The organism is Azospira restricta (assembly GCF_016858125.1).
In the GTDB taxonomy this organism is placed as follows: Bacteria; Pseudomonadota; Gammaproteobacteria; order Burkholderiales; family Rhodocyclaceae; genus Proximibacter; species Proximibacter restrictus.
In genome coordinates this window covers 306,489-329,221 of sequence record NZ_CP064781.1, presented here as the reverse complement: position 1 = coordinate 329,221, position 22,733 = coordinate 306,489, and the positions used below count along the sequence as shown (strand labels likewise).

The following is a 22,733-nucleotide window of genomic DNA, read 5'->3' as shown; positions in this document are numbered from 1 at the left end:
GCCATGGAAAAACACGCCAGGATTTATGTTGCCGGTCACCGCGGACTGGTCGGTTCGGCGCTGGTAAAGCATCTGCGGGAGGAGAGGTTCGCCAACCTGCTGTTGCGTACGCACGGGGAGCTAGATCTCACCGACCAGCGGGCGACCGAGGCCTTCTTCGCGGCAGAAAGGCCGGACTACGTGTTTCTGGCAGCGGCCAGGGTTGGCGGCATCCATGCGAACAACGTTTATCCGGCAGAGTTCATCCGCGACAATCTGGCGATTCAGACCAATGTGATCCATGCCGCCTACCGGCACGGTGTGCAGAGGCTGTTATTTCTCGGGTCGAGCTGCATCTATCCGAAGCTGGCACCGCAGCCGATGCGCGAGGCGCATCTGCTCACCGGGCCGCTGGAGCCGACCAACCGCCCGTACGCGCTGGCCAAGATCGCCGGCATTGAGATGTGTTGGAGTTACAACCGCCAATACGGCACGAAGTACCTGGCGGTGATGCCGACCAATCTCTACGGCCCGGGCGACAACTATCACCCGGAGAACAGCCACGTCATTCCGGCGCTGGTCCGCAAGTTCCACGAAGCAAAGGTGACGGGGGCGCCGTCGGTCACCGTCTGGGGCTCCGGCACGCCGCGGCGCGAGTTCCTGTACAGCGATGATATGGCCGCGGCCTGCGTCTTCCTGATGTCCTTGCCGGATTCCTTGTTTTCGCGGCTGCTGGGCAGTGACGAAGCGGCGACGGGTGAATTCTGCCCGCCGCTGGTAAACTTGGGAACCGGGCAGGATCAAACGATCCGTGATCTGGCGCTGTTGGTGAAGGATGTTGTCGGCTTCGCCGGAGAAGTGGTTTTCGATAAGACCAAGCCGGACGGTACGCCGCGAAAACTGCTGGATGTCGGGCTGCTGACCAGCCTTGGCTGGCGTGCCCGCACCAATTTGCGAGATGGCCTCGTGCTGGCTTATCGGGATTTTCTGTCGACTTCGGCCAACTGAGCCGACATTTCTAACGTGTCTATAGTTCGAGAGGTTTTAGGCGTGCGACGCAAAGGCATCATCCTCGCCGGTGGCGCCGGCACCCGCCTCCACCCGGCCACGCTCGCCGTCTCCAAGCAGCTGCTACCGGTGTTCGACAAGCCGATGATCTACTACCCGCTGACGACGCTGATGCTCGCCGGCATCCGCGAAATCCTGGTGATCTCGACGCCGCAGGACACGCCGCGCTTCGAGCAGCTGCTCGGCGACGGTTCGCAGTGGGGCATCGAGCTGACCTACGCGGTGCAGCCCAGCCCGGACGGTCTGGCGCAGGCCTTCATCATCGGCGACCAGTTCATCGGCGACGACCTCTCGGCGCTGGTGCTCGGCGACAACATTTTCTACGGCCACGACTTCCACCGCCTGCTCGGCAGCGCCGCGGTGCGCGACGACGGTGCGACCGTCTTCGCCTACCACGTGCATGATCCCGAGCGCTACGGCGTCGCCGAGTTCGATGCCGCGGGGAAGGCGGTCAGCCTCGAAGAGAAGCCGAGGCAGCCGAAATCGAACTACGCGGTGACCGGCCTCTACTTCTACGACCGGCAGGTCGTCGAGCTGGCCAGGAACCTGAAGCCGTCGGCGCGCGGCGAACTGGAAATTACCGACCTCAACCGCCTCTACCTGGAGCAGGGCAACCTGTCGGTCGAGATCATGGGCCGCGGATACGCTTGGCTCGATACCGGTACGCACGAGTCCCTGCTCGAAGCCAGCCAGTTCATCGCCACGCTGGAAAAGCGGCAGGGGCTCAAGGTCGCCTGCCCCGAGGAAATTTCATGGCGCCAGGGCTGGATCGATGCCGCGCAACTGGAGAAACTTGCTGCGCCGCTGGCCAAGAATGGCTATGGGCAGTATCTGCAGCGGCTGCTGAAGGAATCGGTTTTCTGACCGCACTCCGCCGGCCGTTCGTCCCGAGTGGCGCGAAGCGCATATCGAAGGACCAAGGACAGAGTAGGCAAAGAAATGAAAGCAACTCCCCTCGAGATTCCCGACGTAATCCTGCTCGAACCGCGCGTGTTCGGCGACGATCGCGGATTTTTCTTCGAAAGCTACAACCGGCAGGCGTTCCGGGAGGCGACCGGGATCGATCCGGATTTCGTCCAGGACAACCACTCCCGTTCGACGCAGGGCGTGCTGCGCGGCCTGCACTACCAGTTGCCGCCGAAGGCGCAGGGCAAGCTGGTGCGGGTCGTTGCCGGCGAGGTATTCGACGTCGCCGTCGACATCCGCAAGGGGTCGCCGACCTTCGGCCGGTGGGTCGGCGAGGTGCTGTCGGCCGAAAACAAGCGGCAGATGTGGATTCCGCCGGGGTTCGCGCACGGCTTTCTGGCCTTGTCGGAGACGGCGGAGTTTTTGTACAAGACGACGGACTATTACTCGCCGGCGCATGAGCGGTGTGTTCTTTGGAATGATTCTGACGTCGGGGTGATTTGGCCGAGCATTTTCCCTGCGGGCAACTATCCAGTTCTTTCGACAAAGGATGCAAACGGGATGGTGTTGCGAGAAATGACAGGTTGCCCATGAAGTATAATGATCGGCTGTGGCTGCTGTCGCTGCATTTTTCTAGTTTTGTGATCGCCTATCAGGAAGCGATGCTGACCAACCTTGAGTTGCATAATGGGTAACAGATACTCACTGAAAAAACGCGTTTTGGTAACCGGCGGGGCTGGCTTCTTGGGTTCTCATTTATGTGAGAGGCTTCTTGCTGAGGGGTGTGACGTCCTTTGCGTCGACAATTTTTTCACTGGTACACGTGACAATATTCTCGGGCTCTTCGATAACCCGCATTTCGAGCTGCTGCGGCACGATATTTCGCAGCCGCTCAACGTCGAGGTTGACGAGATCTACAACCTCGCCTGTCCCGCGTCGCCGATCCACTATCAGTTCGACCCGGTGCAGACCACCAAGACCAGCGTCATGGGGGCGATCAACGTGCTTGGGCTGGCCAAGCGGACCAAGGCCAAGGTGCTCCAGGCATCGACCAGCGAGGTCTATGGCGATCCGACCGTGCATCCGCAGCCGGAGTCGTACTGGGGCAACGTCAACCCGATCGGCACTCGAAGCTGCTACGACGAGGGCAAGCGCTGCGCGGAGACCCTGTTCTTCGACTACTGGCGGCAACATGCGATGCCGATCAAGGTCGTCCGGATCTTCAACACCTACGGTCCGCGCATGCACCCCAACGACGGTCGCGTGGTCAGCAACTTCATCGTCCAGGCGCTGCGCGGCGAGGACATCACGATCTACGGAGACGGCTCGCAGACCCGCAGCTTCTGTTACGTGGACGACCTGATCGAGGGCTTCGTCCGCATGATGGCTTCGCCAGCCGAATTCGTCGGCCCCGTCAACATGGGCAATCCGGGCGAATTCACGATGCTCGAGCTGGCCGAGGCCGTGCTGCGGCTGACCGGGTCGAAGAGCCACCTGCGCTTCCTGCCGCTGCCGCAGGACGATCCGAAGCAGCGCCAGCCGGACATTTCGCTCGCCGGCGAGCGGCTTGGCTGGGCACCCACGGTACCTCTTGAAGTTGGGCTCACCCGAACAATTGAATATTTCCGCATCCTGACCGGGAAATGATCGCGCCGTAGGCGACAACTACCAGTGCGAGCAGTCAGCGCTGATGGTCGCGGCGAAGCAATCACACTCCAACGATGAATATTTCCGAATCGCGTCACGACCGGGCGCTTCTCCTCGATCGCGACGGCGTGATCAACGTCAACCACGGCTACGTTCATTCGAAGGACAACTTCGACTTCATCGAAGGCATCTTCGACCTGGTCCGCACCGCGCGTGCGCTGGGCTATCGCGTCGTGGTTGTCACCAATCAGGCTGGGATCGGGCGTGGCTACTATTCGGAGGCGCAGTTCCACGAGTTGACAGCGTGGATGTGCGAACAGTTCGAACGGCAAGGCGCCCCCATCGACAAGGTGTATTTCTCGCCCTACCACCCGACGGCGGGGATTGGTGAATACCGGCAGGACGAGGACACGCGAAAACCCGGTCCCGGGATGATCCTGAGGGCGCACCGCGAGCTCGGCGTATCGCTGGAGAAGTCGATTCTCATCGGCGACAAACCGAGCGACATCCAGGCTGGGGTCGCTGCCGGCGTGGGGTTGAATATCCTCTTCTCGAACGAGTCCCCCGCCGCGCTCGAAGGGCTCCGTTACGTCCCGGTGCGCACTCTGAAGGACGCGATCTCCTGCCTGGAGGGCGCCGGAACGGCGCTGGCCTTGCGATGAAGATGCTGGTGCTCGCGGGAGGTTTCGGTACCCGGCTTCGGGATGTCGTCAACGACGTCCCGAAGCCGCTGGCGCCGGTCGGGACGACGCCCTTCCTGCATTACCAGGTCGAGCACTGGATCGCTCAGGGTGTCCGGTCCTTCGTCTTTCTCCTGCACCACCAGGCGGATCTCATCGATCGCTTCATCGACGCGCGGCGCGACGGTCTGCTGGCAGGTTGCACCGTGCAGTCGATCACCGAGCCGCAGCCGCTCGACACGGGCGGCGCCGTCGCCTACGCGGTCAGGTATCTCGGCCTCGAAGGCGAATTCCTGGTCACCAACGCCGACACTTGGCTCGGGTCCGGAGTGCGCGAACTCGAAAGCGCCGGCGCCGACGCGATGATCGTCGTCCGGCAGGCGGATGTTTCCCGGTACGGACAGGTCGAGGTCGACGACGCCGGGTTCGTGTGCGCCTTCCGTGAAAAGGGCGAAAGCCGTGGAGCAGGCTGGATCAACGCCGGCCTGTGCGCACTTCAGGCCGAGCACTTCACGGCATGGGACGGGCAGCGCCTGTCCCTGGAAAAGGACGTCTTCCCGAAACTGCTCGCGGCGCGCCGATTGCGGGCGGTTCCGCTGGAGTCGGATTTCATCGACATCGGGGTTCCCGAGGACTACCGGCGCTACTGCCGTTGGCAGGAGCGCGATCGCGAGGGCAAGCTGTGCAGCTGAACAAGTTCCTGATCGCCGAGGCGGCGTCGATGCGCGACGCGCTCTCCCAGATCGAAAGCAACCACCATGGCATCGTCCTGACGACGGACGATTTCGGCGCCGTCACCGGGCTGGCGACCGACGGCGACATCCGGCGCCGCCTGCTCGAAGGCGGCACGCTCGACGATCGCATCGGATCCTGCGCCAATCGCGACTTCGTCTGGGAGACGCCGGAAACGTCGCGCGAGTCGCTGATGAAGAAGCTCGACCACCGGATCCGGGTCATCCCGATCCTCGACAAGGACCGTTGCCTGGCCGGCATCGTCAGCCGCGACCACCTGCCCGTCCAGGTCGAGGAGGCGGTCTACGCGCGCGCGCGCTCGCCGGTACGGATCAGCTTCGGCGGCGGCGGTTCGGACCTCACGCATTACTTCTCCGAGATCGGCGGCGCCGTCATCAATACGACGGTGTCCCTGTACAGCCACGCGACGCTCCGGATCCGCGACGACAGCCGGATCGTCGTCTCCTCGCGCGACCTCGGCCAGACGCTGGTGGCGGACGACCTTCCGGCCGTCTTGCGGCAGGAGGGGCGCTTCGGCCTGGTGCAGGCGCTTCTCAAGGCGATCAGCCCCGACTTCGGGTTCGAACTCTACCTGCACTCGGACTTCCCCATGAAGTCCGGCCTCGGCGGCTCCGCCGTCGTGTCGGCCTCGGTGCTCGGCTGCTTCAACCAGTTCCGGCGCGATCAGTGGGACCTGCATGAGCTGGCGGAACTCGCCTACCAGGCCGAACGCCTCTACCTGGGGGTTGCCGGGGGGTGGCAGGACCAGTACGCGACGGTGTTCGGCGGATTCAACTTCATGGAATTTCGCATGGACCAGAACATCGTCCATCCACTGCGCATCCACCCGGACACCCTGCTCGAACTGGAAGAGAGCCTCGTCCTCTGCGACACCGGCACGACCCACGACTCGGGCGACATCCACGAAGACCAGCGCCGCCAGATGCAGCAGGAAGACATCCGCAAGGTGGTCCGCGAAAACGTCGAACTCTCCTACCGCATGCGCAACCAGTTGCTGCGCGGGCGGCTGCTCGAATTCGGACATTCGCTGCACGAGGCCTGGCAATCGAAGCGCCAGTTCAGCAGCAAGATCTCCAACTCGCGCCTCGACCAGATCTACGACGGCGCGCGGCAGAATGGCGCGATCGGCGGCAAGCTGCTCGGCGCGGGCGGCGGCGGCTTCTTCCTCTTCTACGCGCCGCCTTTCTACAAGCACGACCTGATGGCCTACCTCGAAGGCCGCGGCCTCCATATCCGGCCCTTCCGCTTCGAACAGGAAGGCCTGCGCGCCTGGACCGTACGCGAACGCAGAAACCACATCGAAATGGAAAACACATGAGCTTCACGATCGGAAACCGTGAGGTCGGCAGCGGCCGGACCTACGTCATCGCCGAGATCGGCAACAACCACAACGGCAGCTTCGAGCGCGCGATCGAGATGATCGATCGGGCGGTCGACATGGGCGCCGACTGCGCCAAGTTCCAGATGCGCCACCTCGACGAGGTCTATCGCAAGCGCAGCCTGCGCAAGGACGGCGAGGACCTGGGCACCGAGTACATCCTCGACCTGCTCGCCCGCTTCGAACTCGGCGTCGACCAACACCGGAAACTCTTCGAGTACTGCCGCCAGAAGGGCATCGAGTACCTGTGCACGCCCTGGGACGAGAAGAGCGTCGCCGTGCTCGAAGGGTTCGGCGTTCCGGCCTACAAGGTGGCGTCGGCCGACCTCACCAACCTGCCCCTGCTCGACGTCCTGGCGCGCACCGGCAAGCCGCTGATCCTGTCGACGGGGATGAGCGCCACCGAGGAAGTCCGCGCGACGGTCGATTTCCTGAACGCCCGTGGCGCTCGCTACGCGTTGCTCCACTGCAACAGCACCTATCCGGCGCCGCTCCACGACATCAACCTCCGCTGGATGGGCGAGCTTCGCAAGATCCACCCGCTGGTCGGCTATTCGGGCCACGAGCGCGGCATCAACGTGTCGCTCGCCGCCGTGGCGCTCGGCGCCTGCATCGTCGAACGCCACTTCACGCTCGATCGGCTGATGGAGGGCCCCGACCACGCGGCCAGCCTTACCCACGCCGAGTTCAGGCAGATGATCGAGGGCATCCGCGAGATCGAGGAAGCGCTCGGCGACGGCCTGGCCCGCAAGCTTTCGCAAGGCGAGATGATCAACCGCGAGAACCTCGGCAAGAGCCTCGTCGCGGCGCGCCCGCTGTCCGCCGGTACGGTGCTCGGCGCCGGCGACGTCAAGATCCGCAGCCCGGGGCAGGGGTTGTCGCCGCAGAACTTCGCCCGTCTGGTCGGGCGAACCTTGCGGCGCGACATGCGCGAAGAAGACTTCTTCTACCCGTCGGACCTTGCCGACACCCGGGTCGAGCCGCGCGCCTACCGGTTCGGTAGGCCCTGGGGCGTGCCGGTCCGTTACCACGACTTCAAGGAGTACGCGGGCCGCATTTCCCCGGATCTGTGGGAGTTCCATCTCTCGTACTCCGACATGGACCTCGATCCCGCTGACTACCTCGGAGGAACCTACTCAGCCGACTACGTCGTGCATGCGCCCGAGCTCTTCTCGGGAAGCCGCCTGATGGACCTCGCGACGCCGGACGACGCGTACCGGAACGACTCGATCCGCGAAACCCAGCGCGTGATCGACATCACCCGCTCGCTGCGCAAGTTCTTCCCCAAGGCCCGACGCCCTATGATCGTCGCCAACATCGGTGGTTTCACCATGGACGAACCGTTGCCGGCCGACGTCATCGAGGGCTATTACCGGCGCTTTGCAAACAGCCTCGACGAACTCGACCGCGAGGGCGTCGAGATCATCCCGCAGACGATGGCGCCTTTCCCATGGCACTTCGGCGGCCAGCGTTACCAGAACATCTTCGTGAAGATCGACGAGATCGTCGAATGGTGCAGCCGCCTCGGCCTGCGGATGTGCTTCGACGTTTCGCACAGCCGATTGACCTGCAACCACCTGGGCTACGACTTCTACGACTTCGCGGCGAAGATCGCCCCGTTCACCGGGCACCTGCACCTGGGTGATGCCAAGGACCTGAACGGCGAGGGCCTTCAGATCGGCGAGGGCGACATCGACTTCGCGCGGCTGGGCGGCATCCTCAAGGCCGGGTGTCCCGGCGCCTCGTTCATTCCCGAAATCTGGCAGGGCCACAAGAATGGCGGCGAAGGCTTCTGGATCGCGCTCGAACGCCTGGAGGGCACGTTGTGAGCGGCACGTTGGTTGCCGAAATTTCCCGGCAGATCGAGGACTCGATCGCCGTCAAGCAGGCGGTGCTGCGGGACCCAGCCGCCCTGGCGCAGGTCGAGCGCGTCGCGCTCGTCTGTTGCGACAGCCTGCGCGGCGGCGGCAAGATCGTCTTCGCCGGCAACGGCGGCAGCTTCGCCGACGCGCAGCACCTGTCGGCCGAGTTCACCTCGCGCTTCCAGTTCGACCGCGCGCCGCTGGCCTCGCTGGCGCTCGCCACTAACAGCTCCGCGATCAGCGCGATCGGCAACGATTACGGCTTCGACCAGGTCTTCGCGCGCGAGCTCGAGGCCGTCGCGAAGCCCGGCGACGTCTACATCCCGATCACGACCAGCGGCAACAGCCCCAACATCATCGAATCGATCTGGGTCGCCCGGCGGCTCGGGCTGCCGACCTTCTGCCTCACCGGACAGTCGGGCGGGCTGGCGAACGGCCTCTGCGAATGCATCCGTGTGCCGTCGCAGGTCACCGCGCGCATCCAGGAATGCCATATCCTCCTCGGCCACATCCTCTGTGGCCTGCTGGAAAACATGATCTTCAAGGCGCCGGGCGGCCCGGGTCGGGAGGAATACGCATGACGTCCGTCGTTGCAATCATCCCCGCGCGCGGCGGGTCCAAGGGCATTCCGCGCAAGAACCTGGTCGACATCTGCGGCAAGCCCCTGCTCGCCTGGTCCATCCTCCAGGCGCGGAATGCGGCCGAAATCGACTCGGTCTGGGTCACCTCCGACGACGACGAGATACTCTCGGTCGCCGAAGCATACGGCGCGCGCCCGATCCGCCGCCCGCCCGAAATATCGGGCGACGCGGCGACATCCGAGTCGGCCTGGCTGCACGCCCTCGACGCGATCGAGGCGCAGGGCGTGGCGATAGACCTCGTCGTCGCCATGCAGGCGACGTCGCCGCTGCGAGAACCGTCCGACCTCGACGGGGGAATACAGGCGCTGCGCGAGCAGGGCTATGACTCGTTGCTCTCGGTGACCGAGGTCGAGGACTTTTTCACCTGGCGGATCGGTGCCGACGGCGGCGCCGAATCGGTGAACTACGACTACCGCAACCGGAAGCGCCGGCAGCAGATCGAGAAGCGCTATCTCGAAAACGGGTCGTTCTACGTCTTCCGCCCCGAACAACTTCGCCGCGACAACAACCGCCTCGGGGGCCGGATCGGGCTGTTCGCCATGAGCCGGTTCAAGATGTTCCAGATCGACAATCCCGAGGACATCGATCTCTGCTCCGCGATCATGCGTGGATTTCGGCTGGATCGGCCATGAGCGCGGGAGCCGGCGTGTTCAGCCTGCATGACCGCGTGGCAATCGTCACCGGCGCCTCGCGCGGCATCGGCCACGCCATCGCGCGGGGCCTCGCCGGCGCCGGCGCCACGGTGTTCGGCCTCGGGCGCTCGCCTGCTGCGCAAGGCGACGCGGCAGCGTTCTTGTATCGGACCTGCGACGTCACCGACAGCACGGCCTTCGGCAGCCTGGTCGAGGAGATCTTCGCCGGGCAAGGGCGGATCGACGTATTGGTCAATGCTGCGGGCATCACGCTTCCAGCGCAGGCGGCTGGCGATCCGTCCGCCGCCTTCCGCCAGACGATCGAATGCAACCTCACGGCCGTCTTCGAATGCTGTCGTGTGGTCGTGCCCTGCATGCTGCGCGGCGGCTACGGTTCGATCATCAACGTCACCAGCATCGGCGCGGCGCTGGGGTTCCCGGGAAACCCCGGCTACGTCGCCTCGAAGGGCGGCCTCGCCGCGCTGACGCGCGCGCTCGCGCTCGACCACAGCGCGCAGGGCGTCCGGGTCAACAATCTCGTTCCAGGCTACGTCCGTACCGCGATGACCGAAGGCAGCTACGCCGACCCCGAGCGCCGGCAGGCGCGGGCCGCGCGCACCATGCTCGGCCGCTGGGGCGAGGCGGACGAACTCGCCGGCGCCGCGATCTTCCTGGCCTCGCCGGCCAGCAGCTACGTGACGGGCACCGATCTCTACGTCGACGGCGGATGGGCCGCGAAAGGACTTTGATGGACATCGGATTCATGCAGGGCCGGTTGTGCGATCGGGTGGACGGGAAGATCCAGGCCTTCCCCTGGCGTGATTGGGAAATCGAGTTTCCGGCGGCCGAGCGCCTGGGCATCGGACTGATGGAGTGGACGCTCGACCATGACAGGTTGTACGAAAACCCGCTGATGACCGATGCCGGCCGCCAGCGGATCAGGCAGCTCTCCGCGCAACACGGCGTACGCGTCCAGTCGCTCACCGGCGACTGCTTCATGCAGGCCCCCTTCTTCAAGGCGGAAGGGGGCGCGCGCGAAACCCTGCTGGCCGACCTGCAGGCCATCCTCGATGCGTCGGCCGACGTGGGGATCAGGTACGTCCTGATTCCCCTGGTGGACAACGGCTCGCTCACGGCTCCGGAACACGAAGCGTCGCTGATCGACGGCCTGCTGCCGCTGCGCGAACGCCTCGTCCGACAGCGGATGAAGATCGTCTTCGAATCCGACTTTCCTGCAGCGCGCCTGGCGAGCTTCATCGACCGTTTTCCGGCCGACGCCTTCGGCATCAACTACGACATCGGCAACAGCGCCGCGCTCGGCTACGCGGCGGCCGAGGAGATCGGCAGCTACGGCCGGCGCATCGACAACGTCCACGTCAAGGACCGCGTGCTGCGCGGGACGACCGTGCCGCTGGGCACCGGCAATGCCGACTTCCCGACCGTGTTCTCGGCACTGCGCAAGGCGGGTTACGCCGGCAACTTCATCCTGCAAACTGCGCGCGCGGACGACGGTGACCATGCCGGCGCCATCGCCCGTTACCGCGACATGACCCTTGCTTGGTGGAACGCCAGTGGATCTTGAACTTTCCGGCAAGGTCGCCCTCGTCACCGGGTCGTCCTCGGGGATCGGGCTGGCGATCGCGCAAACGCTCGCCGCCGAGGGCGCCACGGCGGCGCTCAACGGCCGCGGCGCAGAGCGGCTCGCCGGTGCCGCGGCCACGGTGCCCGGCGCGTCGGCGTTCGCCGCCGACGTGAGGGCGCCCGAGGCGTGCCAGGCGCTCGTCCGCGACGTGCTCGAGCGGCACGGCCGGATCGACATCCTAGTCTGCAACGTTGGCAGCGGCGCTTCCGTGCCGCCGGGCCGCGAGACGCCCGACGAATGGCGGCGCGTTCTCGACCTCAACCTGCACGCGACCACGCAAATGGTGTGGGCTGCCACGGATGCTCTCGCGTCCGCGCGCGGCAGCATCGTCTGCATTTCGTCGATCTGCGGCATCGAGGCGCTGGGCTGTCCGGTCGCCTACGCCGCTGCCAAGGCCGCGCTCGAGAGCTTCGTGCGCAATGCCGCACGCCCCCTCGGCAAGCGGGGCGTGCGCATCAACAGCGTCGCGCCCGGCAACATCCTCTTTCCCGGCTCGGTCTGGGAAAGAAAGCTCGGCGAGGACCGCCCGGCCGTCGAATCGATGCTGGAACGCGACGTGGCCCTGAGCTGCCTCGGCCGGCCCGAGGACGTCGGCCGGCTCGTCGCCTATCTCGCATCCCCCGTGGCCGCCTTCGTCACCGGCGCCACCTACGTCGTCGATGGAGGACAGACCCGATCATGAACCCGCGTGCCCTGCAATTGCCCAAGCCTTTCGACCTGACCGGTCGCGTCGCGGTCGTCACCGGCGGCTCCGGTCTGCTGGGAGTCCAGCACGCACGCGCTCTCGCCGAGATCGGCGCCCGCGTCGTCATCGCCGACATCGATCTCGCCCGCGCCGAGGCGGAGGCCGGCAGGATTCGGTCCGATTTCGGCGATGACGCGGCAATGGCTCTGAAGCTCGACGTCACCCGCCAGGACTCAGTCCGCGAGGGGCTCGACACCGTCATCGAACGCCTCGGCGGCGTCCATGTGCTCGTGAACAATGCCGCGGTCGACCCGAAAGTGACCAAGGAAAGCATCGTCGAAACCTCGCGGCTCGAACACTTCCCGCTCGAGCAATGGCACTACCAGATCGACGTCGGCCTGACCGGCGCCTTCCTCTGCAGCCAAGCCTTCGGCGGCTGGATGGCCGGCCACGGGGGGGGCGCGATCCTCAACATCGCCTCCGACCTCGCGGTATTCGCGCCCGACCAGCGGCTCTACAGAAAGCCCGGCCTGCCGGACGACAGCCAGCCGGTCAAACCGGTCACCTACCCGGTCATCAAGACCGCGCTGCTCGGCCTGACGCGCTACCTCGCCACCTACTGGAACGAGGTCGGCATCCGCGTCAACGCGCTGTCGCCGGGAGGCGTCTACAACGGCCAGAACGACGAGTTCGTCGCCCGCCTGTCGCAACTGATTCCCCTCGGACGCATGGCGCGTGCCGACGAGTATCGGGCCGCGGTCCAGTTCCTGTGCTCGGATGCGTCGAGCTACATGACCGGGCAGAACGTGGTGATGGATGGGGGAAGGAGTACGTGGTGAGTGTTTGAGTGCGCCAGGTTACTCGGCGTTTGAATCCGCATTGATTTTTGTGATTATCGGGAAATATATGAATTCAGAATATTGGAATAAGTTCTATTCGGGAACCTTCGCTTTGGACATTCCAAGTCAGTTTTGTGCGATGTTTTGCCAGGAGGCCAAGCGTGGTACAAAAGTCGTCGAGTTTGGGTGCGGAAACGGCCGAGATTCACGGGTGATGGCGAGCCATGGGTTCCGCGTTCTTGGGGTCGATTCTTCTGTGAGCGCCATCGGCTATTGCGTGGAGCGTGCCGGGGACAACCACGGCAAGAGCCTGCAATATTTGAATTCAGATGTCACGAAATTGGACACGGAAGCAGTCAAATCGTTTGTAGGAGACGAGCCGTTTTATTTGTACAGCCGTTTCTTCCAACATACGATTACCGATGATGAACAAGAGCTGATGTTTTCGATTTTCGCTTCGATCGCTAACAGTTCTGTCACCGCGTATTTTGAATTCAGGAACGAAAATGATCGTGACACTCGCAAGGTCTTCGGGGATCACTACCGGCGCTACCAGACGACCGAGTATTTTTCTGGCGTGCTGGCAAGGTACGGTTTCGAGGTTGCTTACGCCGTAGAAGGTAAGGGGCATGCCAAGTACTTTGATGAGGATCCTCATGTGAGCAGAGTCATTGCTCGGATCCATCGGGAGGCACCGTAAATGTCTGGGAAGTCCGTGATCGATATTTTTCGTGAGATTAAGCGCGGATATTACGGAAGTAGGAAGAATGTCTTTGATGCCGAGCATTACTTCTTTCGTTGGTATCGACCGGTTTCTTTTTATCCTACTGCAGTTCTCATCAAGCATGGCGTATCGGCAAACGCGGTAACGGGTTTCGGCGCAATCTGTTTACTTGTCGCATTTGCGATGCTCGCAACGGGACAGCTAATGCTTGGAGCATTGCTGTACTTGTTTGCGTATCTCATTGATTTCATGGATGGCAATATCGCTCGTTATGCGGGGCATCCGACTTTTTTCGGGAAGATGATCGATGGGTTGGTCGACTCTCTGACCTTCCTGTTGTTCATGGCGCTTGCGTTGGGTAATGCGCGGTACGGAAATCCAGTATTTGGGGCGTCGGTCGAGTTGTTTCTTGGGGTGGCTACTGCATTTGGATTCCTGTTCAGAGCTTACTTCTACGTGCGGCTAACGTTCATTTTGTCCCAAGTACCGCAGGGGAATGTCGGGAGCGAAGGTGAGGCATCGGCGGGGCAGGGGGGTGTAGGCTCGCCAGCGGTCACTGCTGCAAGACCGCTTTTCCTGCGCTACGGAAAGAAGTTCTACTTTGGTCTGATTTCAGGAATGCCGGTTCTTCTGGTGCTCGCAGTCCTGCTGCGGGCCGTAAGTGTCTATCTGGCCGTGTATTTCGCTCTGTTCGTCCTTGCGACCTTGTTCGAAGTGGTCTACGGGCTTGTCAGGGTGCGTCGGAAGGACGCGTGAGGCAGGCCTGCATGTGCGCATCTCTCAAGCCACGGATTAATACGGACCTGGGGGGGCGGTCGCGTGTTTTCAGATAGTTCCAGGGGCCAGCTATTGAAGCACCTCGCGGGCGGCGCGACGATTTACGGAATGGTTGTAGTCGCGTCACGCCTGGGCTGGTTCATCCTGCTTCCGGTCTACTGGAAGTTTCTGACCCCAACGGACTTTGGCGTCATCGGGATCGTAATACTCACGCAAGGTTTTCTTGTGCCGGTGCTCGGACTCGGTTTGCACGACGCCGTTCAGCGCTATTACCCGGAGTGGAGCGAGGAGCAGCGGAGGGAGCGCCTGGGAACGATCTGGTTCGGGATCGTTGCCTGGAGCCTGGCGGTTTGTCTGTCGCTCACCATCGCGCACCGGGTGTTTAACCTAGTCTTCGAAAAGGTCGATTCTGTCCCTTTCTTTCTCGTGGGTCTCTGGACGGCATTCTTCATGACCTTGGTCGCGTTGCCGCTGTCGGTATTGCGAATCCGGGGCGAGGTGAAGCAGTTTTCCTATATCACGGCGGGGGTCTTCCTGACCCAGTCTGCGGCGAGCGTGATGATGGTTGCCGGGTTTTCGATGGGCGCGGCGGGTTATCTGCTCGGGGGCCTGATCGGAGCCGCGTGCTGGGCCGTCGGTCTCTCGGCGCACTACTGGCGCGGCGCCGTCGCTGCTTGGCGAGCGAGAAATCTTCGCGAACTGCTTTCCTACAGCCTTCCCATGGTTCCCGCGACGATCCTTGACGGAACGATCAGCCTGTTCGATCGCTACTTCCTCGACAAGCATGTTCCGCTTGCCACGATCGGTCTCTACAACGTTGCAAACCAGTTCGGATCGGCGGTTGTTGTCGTTAACCAGGGGCTCAAGTCGGCCTGGATTCCGTTTCTGTATCGTGTCATGCACGACCGCAAGGACGCGCCAGCCATCGTCGGCCTGTTTTCTTTCTACTACGTTGCCTTGCTGCTTCCGCCGGCGCTCCTGGTTGCCCTGCTTTCCAGAGAAATCATCGCGGTGTTCGACGAACGCTACCTAGAAAGCTACGCTTTCGTGCCGTGGATCGTCCTGACTGTCTACCTCCAGGCGGTTACTACGGCAATGGGACGGGGGCTGGATCTCTCCAAGAAGAACGCCCTCTGGCCTGTGATATCCGCGGTCCAGGTGGCGGCGTCACTGGTGGCGTTGAGCTACTTCGTTCCCGCTCATGGAGCGATAGGCGCCGCCTGGGCCATCGCAATTGCAGCAGGTGTGCGCGCCCTGGTGCAGATCGCGGTGGCCCACCGTGCCTATCCACGACCGTTCTATGGCCGGCGGCTCCTGATCTTGTGGTCGATGGGTTTGCTTACCTTCTGGGTCGGCTCACGAGCCGGATTCGATAGCGTCGCGCTTAGTGCCATCGCCAAGATGGCCGTCGTTGTGGCGGGTACCATCGCGACGGCGGCCATGGTGCTGGACCGCGGGTCAATGGACGACCTGCGCTCGTTTATCGGAAGCAAGGTGAGCAAGGCCAGGGGCCGGACGAACGAATGAACGACACCAGACACCATCAAATCGTGGAGGCTTCCCCGCGGGTCGCCATCGTGGTGGACAACCCCCGGCGAGACCTGCGCGGCCTGGTTCTGCTCGCCCACGAGTTTACCAAGCTAGGCGCGCTGGCCTATCTGGTTCCGATGTACCAGCAGGGATACGACTTGCCGCTCCTTGCTCCGGATCTGGTGGTTGTCAACTATGCGCGGGAGAACAACCGGTCTCTGCTCGAGACCTACCGCGCACTGCATTATCGGGTTGCCGTTCTGGATACCGAAGGTGGCGTGCTATCCGAGTCGGGGCTCGATTCACCTGCTAACTGGGCGCGCGGCATTCGCCAGTCGGGCCTCGCCGCGCTGGTTCATGACTACTGTTTCTGGGGAGAGGCTGTCCGAGATGCCTTCGTGGAGCATAGCGGGATGGATGCCGAGGCGCTCGCCGTGACGGGATGCCCGCGCTACGACCTGTGCTGTGCGCCTTGGTCCGAAGTATTGGAGTATGAGAGGCGCGGGTTCGTGCTCGTCAACACGAATTTCTCCGCGATCAATCCTCAGTTCACGCGCTCGGCCGAAGACGAGAGCCGCATCTTCAAGTCGCTGGGTTGGGAGGCTGACTACGTCGAGAAGCTGTTCGACGAGCTGAAGGCGGTCTTCCCCAGGTATCTTGATGCCGTCGAACTGATTGCCCGCACGTTTCCGGCAAAAACTGTGCTGGTTCGCCCCCACCCGTTCGAGAATCCACAAATTTATCGTGACCGGTTTGCAGGGCTGTCCAATGTCATTGTGGATGGGGCGGGCGATATCCTCAACGCGATCTTCGCCGCGGACTGCGTTGTTCACCTCAACTGCGGGAGCGCGGTCGATACCGTACGCTTGGGCAAGCTGCCAATATCTCTCGAATACCTCAACACGGAACGGATGCGGCGCCATGCACCTTTGCCGTCGCGATTGAGCTGCCCGGCGGGCGATCCGGAAATGCTTCTTTCTCTGATCGCCGACCCGGACGCGGCGGTGGCCGGGTATGATAAAATCATGATTTCCAGAGAGGTCGGGCGATGGTATCACTTGAGCGATGGATTATCGGCGCGCCGGGTCGCGACCTTTCTGATGTCGAGGCTCGGCGACCGGCAGCCGGCGGCGCGTCGAAGCCTGGGGGCGGCCGTTCGGGGTGGCCGGTCGCGCGCCAGCGCGCTTCAGGTCTTGCGCGGCGCGCTCGGCGCGCTGGCAGGCTCGAAACCGGTTTCCACACTTGCTGAGCTGGTGCAGAGGAGTCGGCGGCAGAAGCGGATCGAGTTGCCGTTTGTCATCGGTCTCCTGGAACAGTATTGCCGCTTGGACGACGGTGTCCCGGCGCTTGCAAGCATTGTCCGCAACCCGCTAACCGGCGCGCCGCTGTCGACCATTGCGGTAAGAAAGAAATGACCGAAACACGTGATCTGCTTTTCGTCAGCCTCGCGGCCAACCAGAGCCGGTTTTTCCTGGCGCTGGGGCGCCAGCTCGAGGCATCCGGCCATGCCGTAACGCATGTCTGTTTTCACGAAGGCGCGGCCAACGAATTGCGACGTTCCGGCGCGCGCGTCTTCAATCCATTCGACTACCAGCCGGCGCAGCCCGACGAGGTGAATTTCCACGATTTCGGGGTGGACCTCCCGGCGCTCCTGATCGGCCACGAGAAAGCCGCATACGAATTGCGCGACACGGCAGCACTGGTGCGCAAGTTCAAGGGGCACCTCGCGGCCATGGGGCGCATCGTCGACGCGTGGCGCGGTGAGTGCAGGAACCCGGTGATGGTCCAGGAACTGGGGGGCTTCACCTCTGTTCTGGCCGCCTTCTACGCGGCCCGGAGTCGCGGCATCGACAACTGGTTCATCGAACCGTCGTTCTTTCGCGGACGCGTCTTCTTCACCCCCAACACCTTCTCCGCGCCGCGCGTCGTGCCGGGCGGTGCGCCGGCCTCGCCGGCCGTCCGAAACTCGATTGCGGGCGTCCGCACCACGCAGGCGGTGGTCATTCCGAGCAAGGACCGCCTGCATTACCGGAGCGCCGGCCGCAAGCTGGCCGATCCGCGCAACGTCCGCCGGCTGGTGGAGAAGCTCGTGGCCAAGCATGTCCGTGGTCAGCGTGAGGAGTTCGAGCACATTGGCGGGCACGTCGGTCGCCACGTCCGCATGTTCCTGAACTCCCGCAAACTCGCACGGCACTACCGGCAATTGCCGACCGACCGGCCGCTGCTCTACTACCCGCTCCACGTTCCGGCCGACTTCGCGCTGACCGTGCGTTCCCCGGAGTATCTGGATCAGCTCGCGACGATCGACTTCCTTTGCCGCTGCGCGCCCCTGGGCTGGCGCGTGGCGATCAAGGAGCACCCGGCGCTGATCGGGGCGATCGACCCGGTTCGGACTGCGGAACTGCTTCGTCGTCACGACAACCTGGTCCTGTTGTCGCCGGCGATCAACAACCATTGGGTGCTCTCGGCAGCGGAAGCGGTGGTTACGATCAATTCGAAGGCGGGCGCCGAAGCATTGCTTTATCGCAAGAGCGTGTTCGCGCTCGGCGATTCGTTCTACAAGGACAGCCCGTTGGTGACGCGGGTTCGGTCCCTTGCCGAATTGCCTGCCCTACTGGCGACGCCGCGGCGGGAGATTGACGACACAGGCGTCGAGCGATTCTTTCAGGATGTTTGGGATTGCAGTCATCCAGGCGAGTTGTACGACGTGGAACCTGGCAACGTGGCCGTTTTTGCGGCTTCGCTGATGCGCTGCGCCGATCTGGCAACGGGAATCTGATTGGCGATGGCGTTTTCTCGAGAGGTCATTGCTGGCGTGGCAGCCTACGCGTTCGGCTTATTGATTCTCGCGGCGGGTGTTTTGCCGCCGCTGGCAACCGCAGCACTGGCGGCACCCTACGCGCTCCTGATCCCCTCCGGACTAGGCCTGTTGTTGGCGTTCGGTTGGCAGCGCTCGATTCCAGATGGTGTCGGGCGCGTTCAGGCGCTGCTGGTGGCCTGGCTTCTTGGAGCGCTGTTCATCATCTTTGCGTATGTCGTCCTTGAGCGGTATGGACTGACCGGTAGCGGTGCCGACGCTCTCCTCTTCGTCATTTGCGTTTTGGCCGCGATCGGTGTTCTTCTCTTGGGCAGAGAGATCTGGCCTGGCGCCGGTGACCGGGGCGTGTTGAGAGTCGTCTTGCTCGTCGGCACTCCTCTGGTCCTGATTCGATACGCAGCGAGTGTTGTGATCTATTCCGATTTCCCGGTACTCGACTTGTTTCAGCGCACCCACTTTCACGTCGGTGCTCTCGCGTTTGCGAAGCACGATGTTTTGAATCCCTTTGTCGCCGATTCCTACATACCCTTTCAACAGTTGCTGCTCGGACTCATGGCACGTGGAGCGGGTGTCGACCCGCTGCGTGCCGAATGGGTCCCCCCCGCCGCAATGGCTCCGCTTCAGATCGGCGCGGTTTTTGCGGTCGTCGCGCGCCTGACGCGCACCCCTTCGCAACTTGGCTTGGCGCTCGGCCTCGGACTTGCATTGCTAGGACTTTCCAACCCGACAAACGGCGATGTGGCGGAAATGGCGGCGCTGTTGGTCCTGTCTCTATTGGTCGCAAACGTTCGGGCTGTCGAATCATGGAGAACCATTGGCATAACGCTGCTCGTCACCGTGACAACTGTCGGTATCGGTATCGTCGTCTTGCGTGCCCCGGTTCTCTGGAGCTTGTTCGCGCTGGTCGGGTTGTCCGTTCTCGCGTCGCTGACGTTTGGAGCGGCACGCATTGCGCTCTTGACCCTCGCGGTGTTCTCGGCGTTGGCGTTCCATCGTTCCGCAGCCCTTTTTGTCGTCATGGCAGTACTTGCTGGCGTGGCGCTAGAGGTGTTTGAGCGAGCTCGACGAACACCGCGTCTCGCGTCGATGATCTATTGGCTTTCTTTCGGTGTTGTGCTTCTTGTCGCAGGAATGACCGCGCACATCCTCTTGCTCGGAGGGCATCTGCCGCAAGATGAGTTCGGCCTTTGGTCCGCATTCGACTACCTATTGAATCCGATGACCGGCAAGCGGATGTCCGACGTGGTCGTCGATTTCGATCTTGCGCAGGGAGCCGGCGGCCGGATCGCGCTGTTCGAGGTTGGCCGTAAGCTCTCGATTCTAGGCATCGTGATTTGCGGCCTGTTTGTGCTGCGCCTCGTTTGGAAAGCTGCGTTTGCCGAGCGGGGGGGCGCCGGCACCGCGGCAACAGAAAATGAAGGGGAGGGTATCCCCGTACTGCTTGTCAGCCTGCTTTTGCTCGCCTTTACCCTCACGGGGTTCCCGTTCGTGCATCGCGGTGCTTTTCTGATAGTGGTCTTGCTTTCAATCGTAATCGCCTTGTTCGTATTTCCGTATCGTAGCTGTAGCGAATTGACATCAGCGTTTTCGCGCAGCGTCACATGGATCCTGGTGGCATACCTCGTCGCGTTAATGGCCTTCGTCATGATAGGCGTCGAGTACAGCGCTAGGCCGTTCCTAGAGCGACTCTACCCATTATTGTTTGCAATGGTCGGAATCGGCGTCTTATTCGCCGTTCTGCCCAGCCGGTTCGCGCCGACTGCACGGCTTGGAGGGCTTCTTGTCATAGCGATCATGGTCGAGGCCACCGTATCGAGGGCTTATTTCAAGAGCTACGCCTACTTCGGACAAATGCCGGCGGGCTCGGGCGCGTTTAGTCACTATGGCCACCGAGAGCTGGACACCGCCGACCGCATCGCAGCGGTACTCGCTGCAGATGCGGTTGTCGTCTCGGACCCAAAGACGATGGCCTTGGTCGGGGCGCGTAGTGGGAATCCGCCGCTCATATCGTTCTCGAACCTGAACACGATGGTTAACGACAGTCGCCTTAGGCTGAGCACTCTATTGGAAGATACTGTCCGCGGGGCATCAGGTAATGACGTATGCAGAGAGTTGCTGCAGATCATCGATTCGTCGGCATCTGGACAATTCAATTACGCTCGTGCAAGGCGACTTGTCGAGTCCGGTGCCGGACTCGATGCGCTTCAAGCAATCAATTACAATAATGCTTTGGTTCCGCGCGCAGTGTTACCCGGGGTGATGCCATTCGTGACCGGACAGCCAGGGGCCTCGTTCGGCACAGGATACGTCCAGCGAGTTGCCGTTGTCGTTTCCCCAGATACCCTGGATTGGGTCAGTCGCCCGGCTGATCCGTCGTACTTCCCGGTATCCAGCGGCAGTAATCTAGGAGGGGCTGATTTGCTCACCCGACTCGGCGGCCGAGGGCAAATCGTCGGTGACGCTGTCTTGTTGTCCCTGGAATGCAAATGAACGATCACTTGGTTTCAGTCATTACGCCGGCCTACAAGGCCGAGAAAACCATTGCCGAAACGATACGTTCCGTGCAGGCGCAGACCTACCCGGATTGGGAGATGCTGGTCGTCGACGACGGGTCGCCGGATGGAACGGCAGGGGTCGTTGCCCAGTTTGCGTTGGAGGATCCGCGGGTGCGCCTGATCCGGCAGGCCAATGCCGGCCCGGCGATGGCACGACAGGCGGCTCTGGAACAAGCTCGGGGGCGGTATGTCGCGTTTCTCGATAGCGATGATCTCTGGTTGCCAGAGAAACTCGCGCGGCAACTCGAGTTCATGTCGCAATACCAAGCGGCGATCAGCTATACGTCGTTCCGTCGCATCCGCGCCGACGGGAGCGGCGCCGGGCACCGGATCCGGATTCCTGCGCGCTTGACCTACCGGCAACTCCTGGGCAACACCGCGCTGGCGACCTCGACGGTGCTGATCGACCGCGCGCTGACCGGTGATTTTCAAATGACCAAAACATATTACGACGACTTCGTTCTGTGGCTCGAAATCCTCAAACGTGGGCACGTTGCCCTCGGGTTGAACGAGGACCTGATGCGCTACCGGGTGATGGGGCTGTCGGTGTCGCGGAACAAGGGGCGATCCGCACGAATGGTCTGGGGGACTTATCGCGAGATCGAACGGTTGTCGCTGCCGGTGTCGGCCTTTCATTTCGTGCGCTACGCGGTTAACGCTTGGCGCAAGTACCGGACTTTCTGAAAGTGCGGATACTGGTGACCGGGGCGACCGGCTACATCGGGCGCGCTTGTGTGCGCGCCTTCGCTGCCGCCGGCTGGACGGTGCGGGCGGCGAGCCGGGCCGGCGACAGCGTGGAAGGGGCTGCCGAGGGTGTGGCGATCGGCGCTCTTTCCGGACAGACCGACTGGACCGATGCCCTGTGCGGAGTGGACGTCGTGCTGCACCTCGCGGGCGTCGCTCACCGGCCGCAGACCGAAGACCGGACGTACCGCGACGTGAACGTCGATGGAACCGCGCAACTCGCACGATCGGCGGTGCGCGCAGGTGTGTTACGTTTCGTTTTTCTCAGTTCGATCTCAGTCCATGGCCGTCGCCCGGGTGGCGGTCGAATCGACGAGGCGACGCCGCTGGCGGCGGAGGATGCGTATGGCCGTTCGAAGGCCAACGCGGAGCGAGCCGTCGCCGATGCGGCCGCGGGTGAACGTATGACTTGGACCGTTGTCCGGCCGCCGCTGGTCTACGGCCCTGCGGCGCCGGGAAACTTTCGTCGGCTGGTCGGCCTCGTGCGGCGCGGCGTGCCGTTGCCCCTTCGCGGGGCCAAGGCACCGAGGAGCTACATCGGACTGGATAACCTCGTCTCGGCGCTGATCTGCGCCGCGACCCATCCCGCGGCCGCCAACCGGGCCTTCGTCGTCGCCGACGACGAGGATGTCGGCACAGCCGACCTGATCCGCCTGATCTCCGATGCGATGGGCCGCCCGGCTCGCCTCTGGTGGATTCCGGAGCATTTGCTTCGCGTTGTAGCGGCGGTGGTCGGCCGGGGAGGGGCTGCGGAGCGCCTGCTCGATCCGCTGCAGGTCGACTGCCGTCAGATCATGGATGCTCTGGGATGGCAGCCTCCCTTGGGGCTGCGGGAAGGTGTGCGACGTGCCGTGCTGTTAAAGTAACGGTTTT

22 protein-coding genes are annotated in these 22,733 nt (G+C 63.0%); all 22 read left to right on the top strand.

Annotated elements, in window-relative coordinates:
- Positions 1–3 precede the first annotated feature (3 nt).
- The 22 genes from IWH25_RS01565 to IWH25_RS01460 all read left to right on the top strand — a co-directional run bounded on the left by IWH25_RS01565 (position 4) and on the right by IWH25_RS01460 (position 22,726).
- Complete coding sequence (locus IWH25_RS01565; RefSeq protein WP_203387609.1) at positions 4–987, top strand: GDP-L-fucose synthase family protein; 984 nt, start codon at positions 4–6, stop codon at positions 985–987.
- 42 nt (positions 988–1,029) lie between these two features.
- Positions 1,030–1,911 carry a glucose-1-phosphate thymidylyltransferase RfbA gene (gene rfbA / locus IWH25_RS01560; RefSeq protein WP_203387608.1) on the top strand — a complete coding sequence of 294 codons (882 nt, stop codon included), beginning with the start codon at positions 1,030–1,032 and terminating at the stop codon, positions 1,909–1,911.
- 75 nt (positions 1,912–1,986) lie between these two features.
- Positions 1,987–2,547, top strand: a complete 561-nt coding sequence (rfbC, locus tag IWH25_RS01555; RefSeq protein ID WP_203387607.1) for a dTDP-4-dehydrorhamnose 3,5-epimerase — start codon at positions 1,987–1,989, stop codon at positions 2,545–2,547.
- A gap of 93 nt (positions 2,548–2,640) precedes the next feature.
- The gene (locus tag IWH25_RS01550) at positions 2,641–3,600 is read left to right on the top strand and encodes a UDP-glucuronic acid decarboxylase family protein (protein WP_203387606.1); all 960 of its coding nucleotides are present in this window, start codon (positions 2,641–2,643) and stop codon (positions 3,598–3,600) included.
- A 74-nt stretch (positions 3,601–3,674) separates the two neighbouring features.
- Positions 3,675–4,262, top strand: coding sequence for a D-glycero-alpha-D-manno-heptose-1,7-bisphosphate 7-phosphatase (locus IWH25_RS01545; protein WP_203387605.1), 588 nt, complete (start codon positions 3,675–3,677; stop codon positions 4,260–4,262).
- On the top strand, positions 4,259–4,972 hold the full coding sequence (locus IWH25_RS01540) for a sugar phosphate nucleotidyltransferase (RefSeq protein WP_203387604.1): 714 nt from the start codon (positions 4,259–4,261) through the stop codon (positions 4,970–4,972). Before IWH25_RS01545 ends, IWH25_RS01540 begins: the two co-directional genes overlap by 4 nt.
- Entirely contained in the window at positions 4,963–6,351 is a 1,389-nt protein-coding gene (locus IWH25_RS01535; protein ID WP_203387603.1) for a GHMP family kinase ATP-binding protein, read from the top strand. The genes IWH25_RS01540 and IWH25_RS01535 overlap by 10 nt, the downstream gene beginning before the upstream one ends.
- A complete protein-coding gene (locus IWH25_RS01530; RefSeq protein ID WP_203387602.1) occupies positions 6,348–8,240 on the top strand; it encodes an N-acetylneuraminate synthase family protein in 1,893 nt (630 codons plus the stop codon). Before IWH25_RS01535 ends, IWH25_RS01530 begins: the two co-directional genes overlap by 4 nt.
- Positions 8,237–8,854 carry an SIS domain-containing protein gene (locus IWH25_RS01525; RefSeq protein ID WP_238998972.1) on the top strand — a complete coding sequence of 206 codons (618 nt, stop codon included), beginning with the start codon at positions 8,237–8,239 and terminating at the stop codon, positions 8,852–8,854. The genes IWH25_RS01530 and IWH25_RS01525 overlap by 4 nt, the downstream gene beginning before the upstream one ends.
- Positions 8,851–9,546 carry an acylneuraminate cytidylyltransferase family protein gene (locus IWH25_RS01520; protein WP_203387601.1) on the top strand — a complete coding sequence of 232 codons (696 nt, stop codon included), beginning with the start codon at positions 8,851–8,853 and terminating at the stop codon, positions 9,544–9,546. The genes IWH25_RS01525 and IWH25_RS01520 overlap by 4 nt, the downstream gene beginning before the upstream one ends.
- A complete protein-coding gene (locus IWH25_RS01515) occupies positions 9,543–10,295 on the top strand; it encodes an SDR family oxidoreductase (RefSeq protein WP_203387600.1) in 753 nt (250 codons plus the stop codon). The genes IWH25_RS01520 and IWH25_RS01515 overlap by 4 nt, the downstream gene beginning before the upstream one ends.
- Positions 10,295–11,128, top strand: a complete 834-nt coding sequence (locus IWH25_RS01510; RefSeq protein ID WP_203387599.1) for a sugar phosphate isomerase/epimerase family protein — start codon at positions 10,295–10,297, stop codon at positions 11,126–11,128. The genes IWH25_RS01515 and IWH25_RS01510 overlap by 1 nt, the downstream gene beginning before the upstream one ends.
- Entirely contained in the window at positions 11,118–11,870 is a 753-nt protein-coding gene (locus tag IWH25_RS01505) for an SDR family NAD(P)-dependent oxidoreductase (protein ID WP_203387598.1), read from the top strand. The genes IWH25_RS01510 and IWH25_RS01505 overlap by 11 nt, the downstream gene beginning before the upstream one ends.
- Entirely contained in the window at positions 11,867–12,712 is an 846-nt protein-coding gene (locus IWH25_RS01500; protein ID WP_203387597.1) for an SDR family oxidoreductase, read from the top strand. The genes IWH25_RS01505 and IWH25_RS01500 overlap by 4 nt, the downstream gene beginning before the upstream one ends.
- On the top strand, positions 12,690–13,412 hold the full coding sequence (locus tag IWH25_RS01495) for a class I SAM-dependent methyltransferase (RefSeq protein ID WP_203387596.1): 723 nt from the start codon (positions 12,690–12,692) through the stop codon (positions 13,410–13,412). Before IWH25_RS01500 ends, IWH25_RS01495 begins: the two co-directional genes overlap by 23 nt.
- Positions 13,413–14,192, top strand: a complete 780-nt coding sequence (locus IWH25_RS01490; protein WP_203387595.1) for a CDP-alcohol phosphatidyltransferase family protein — start codon at positions 13,413–13,415, stop codon at positions 14,190–14,192. It abuts the gene before it with no gap.
- 93 nt (positions 14,193–14,285) lie between these two features.
- A complete protein-coding gene (locus IWH25_RS01485) occupies positions 14,286–15,740 on the top strand; it encodes a lipopolysaccharide biosynthesis protein (RefSeq protein WP_203387594.1) in 1,455 nt (484 codons plus the stop codon).
- Positions 15,737–17,158, top strand: a complete 1,422-nt coding sequence (locus IWH25_RS01480; RefSeq protein ID WP_203387593.1) for a surface carbohydrate biosynthesis protein — start codon at positions 15,737–15,739, stop codon at positions 17,156–17,158. The genes IWH25_RS01485 and IWH25_RS01480 overlap by 4 nt, the downstream gene beginning before the upstream one ends.
- A complete protein-coding gene (locus tag IWH25_RS01475; RefSeq protein ID WP_203387592.1) occupies positions 17,155–18,522 on the top strand; it encodes a capsular polysaccharide export protein, LipB/KpsS family in 1,368 nt (455 codons plus the stop codon). The genes IWH25_RS01480 and IWH25_RS01475 overlap by 4 nt, the downstream gene beginning before the upstream one ends.
- Entirely contained in the window at positions 18,523–21,051 is a 2,529-nt protein-coding gene (locus IWH25_RS01470) for a hypothetical protein (protein ID WP_203387591.1), read from the top strand.
- Positions 21,048–21,800 carry a glycosyltransferase family 2 protein gene (locus IWH25_RS01465; RefSeq protein WP_203387590.1) on the top strand — a complete coding sequence of 251 codons (753 nt, stop codon included), beginning with the start codon at positions 21,048–21,050 and terminating at the stop codon, positions 21,798–21,800. The genes IWH25_RS01470 and IWH25_RS01465 overlap by 4 nt, the downstream gene beginning before the upstream one ends.
- Positions 21,776–22,726, top strand: a complete 951-nt coding sequence (locus tag IWH25_RS01460) for an NAD-dependent epimerase/dehydratase family protein (RefSeq protein WP_203387589.1) — start codon at positions 21,776–21,778, stop codon at positions 22,724–22,726. Before IWH25_RS01465 ends, IWH25_RS01460 begins: the two co-directional genes overlap by 25 nt.
- Positions 22,727–22,733: the final 7 nt, after the last annotated feature.

Coding starts and splice junctions, on each gene's coding strand:
- IWH25_RS01490 (WP_203387595.1), top strand. CDS start 13,413: ATGTCTGGGAAGTCCGTGATCGATATTTTTCGTGAGATTAAGCGCGGA.
- IWH25_RS01500 (WP_203387597.1), top strand. CDS start 11,867: ATGAACCCGCGTGCCCTGCAATTGCCCAAGCCTTTCGACCTGACCGGT.
- IWH25_RS01495 (WP_203387596.1), top strand. CDS start 12,690: ATGGGGGAAGGAGTACGTGGTGAGTGTTTGAGTGCGCCAGGTTACTCG.
- IWH25_RS01465 (WP_203387590.1), top strand. CDS start 21,048: ATGAACGATCACTTGGTTTCAGTCATTACGCCGGCCTACAAGGCCGAG.
- IWH25_RS01510 (WP_203387599.1), top strand. CDS start 10,295: ATGGACATCGGATTCATGCAGGGCCGGTTGTGCGATCGGGTGGACGGG.
- IWH25_RS01540 (WP_203387604.1), top strand. CDS start 4,259: ATGAAGATGCTGGTGCTCGCGGGAGGTTTCGGTACCCGGCTTCGGGAT.
- IWH25_RS01475 (WP_203387592.1), top strand. CDS start 17,155: ATGACCGAAACACGTGATCTGCTTTTCGTCAGCCTCGCGGCCAACCAG.
- IWH25_RS01545 (WP_203387605.1), top strand. CDS start 3,675: ATGAATATTTCCGAATCGCGTCACGACCGGGCGCTTCTCCTCGATCGC.
- IWH25_RS01565 (WP_203387609.1), top strand. CDS start 4: ATGGAAAAACACGCCAGGATTTATGTTGCCGGTCACCGCGGACTGGTC.
- IWH25_RS01520 (WP_203387601.1), top strand. CDS start 8,851: ATGACGTCCGTCGTTGCAATCATCCCCGCGCGCGGCGGGTCCAAGGGC.
- IWH25_RS01480 (WP_203387593.1), top strand. CDS start 15,737: ATGAACGACACCAGACACCATCAAATCGTGGAGGCTTCCCCGCGGGTC.
- IWH25_RS01550 (WP_203387606.1), top strand. CDS start 2,641: ATGGGTAACAGATACTCACTGAAAAAACGCGTTTTGGTAACCGGCGGG.
- IWH25_RS01530 (WP_203387602.1), top strand. CDS start 6,348: ATGAGCTTCACGATCGGAAACCGTGAGGTCGGCAGCGGCCGGACCTAC.
- rfbC (WP_203387607.1), top strand. CDS start 1,987: ATGAAAGCAACTCCCCTCGAGATTCCCGACGTAATCCTGCTCGAACCG.
- IWH25_RS01515 (WP_203387600.1), top strand. CDS start 9,543: ATGAGCGCGGGAGCCGGCGTGTTCAGCCTGCATGACCGCGTGGCAATC.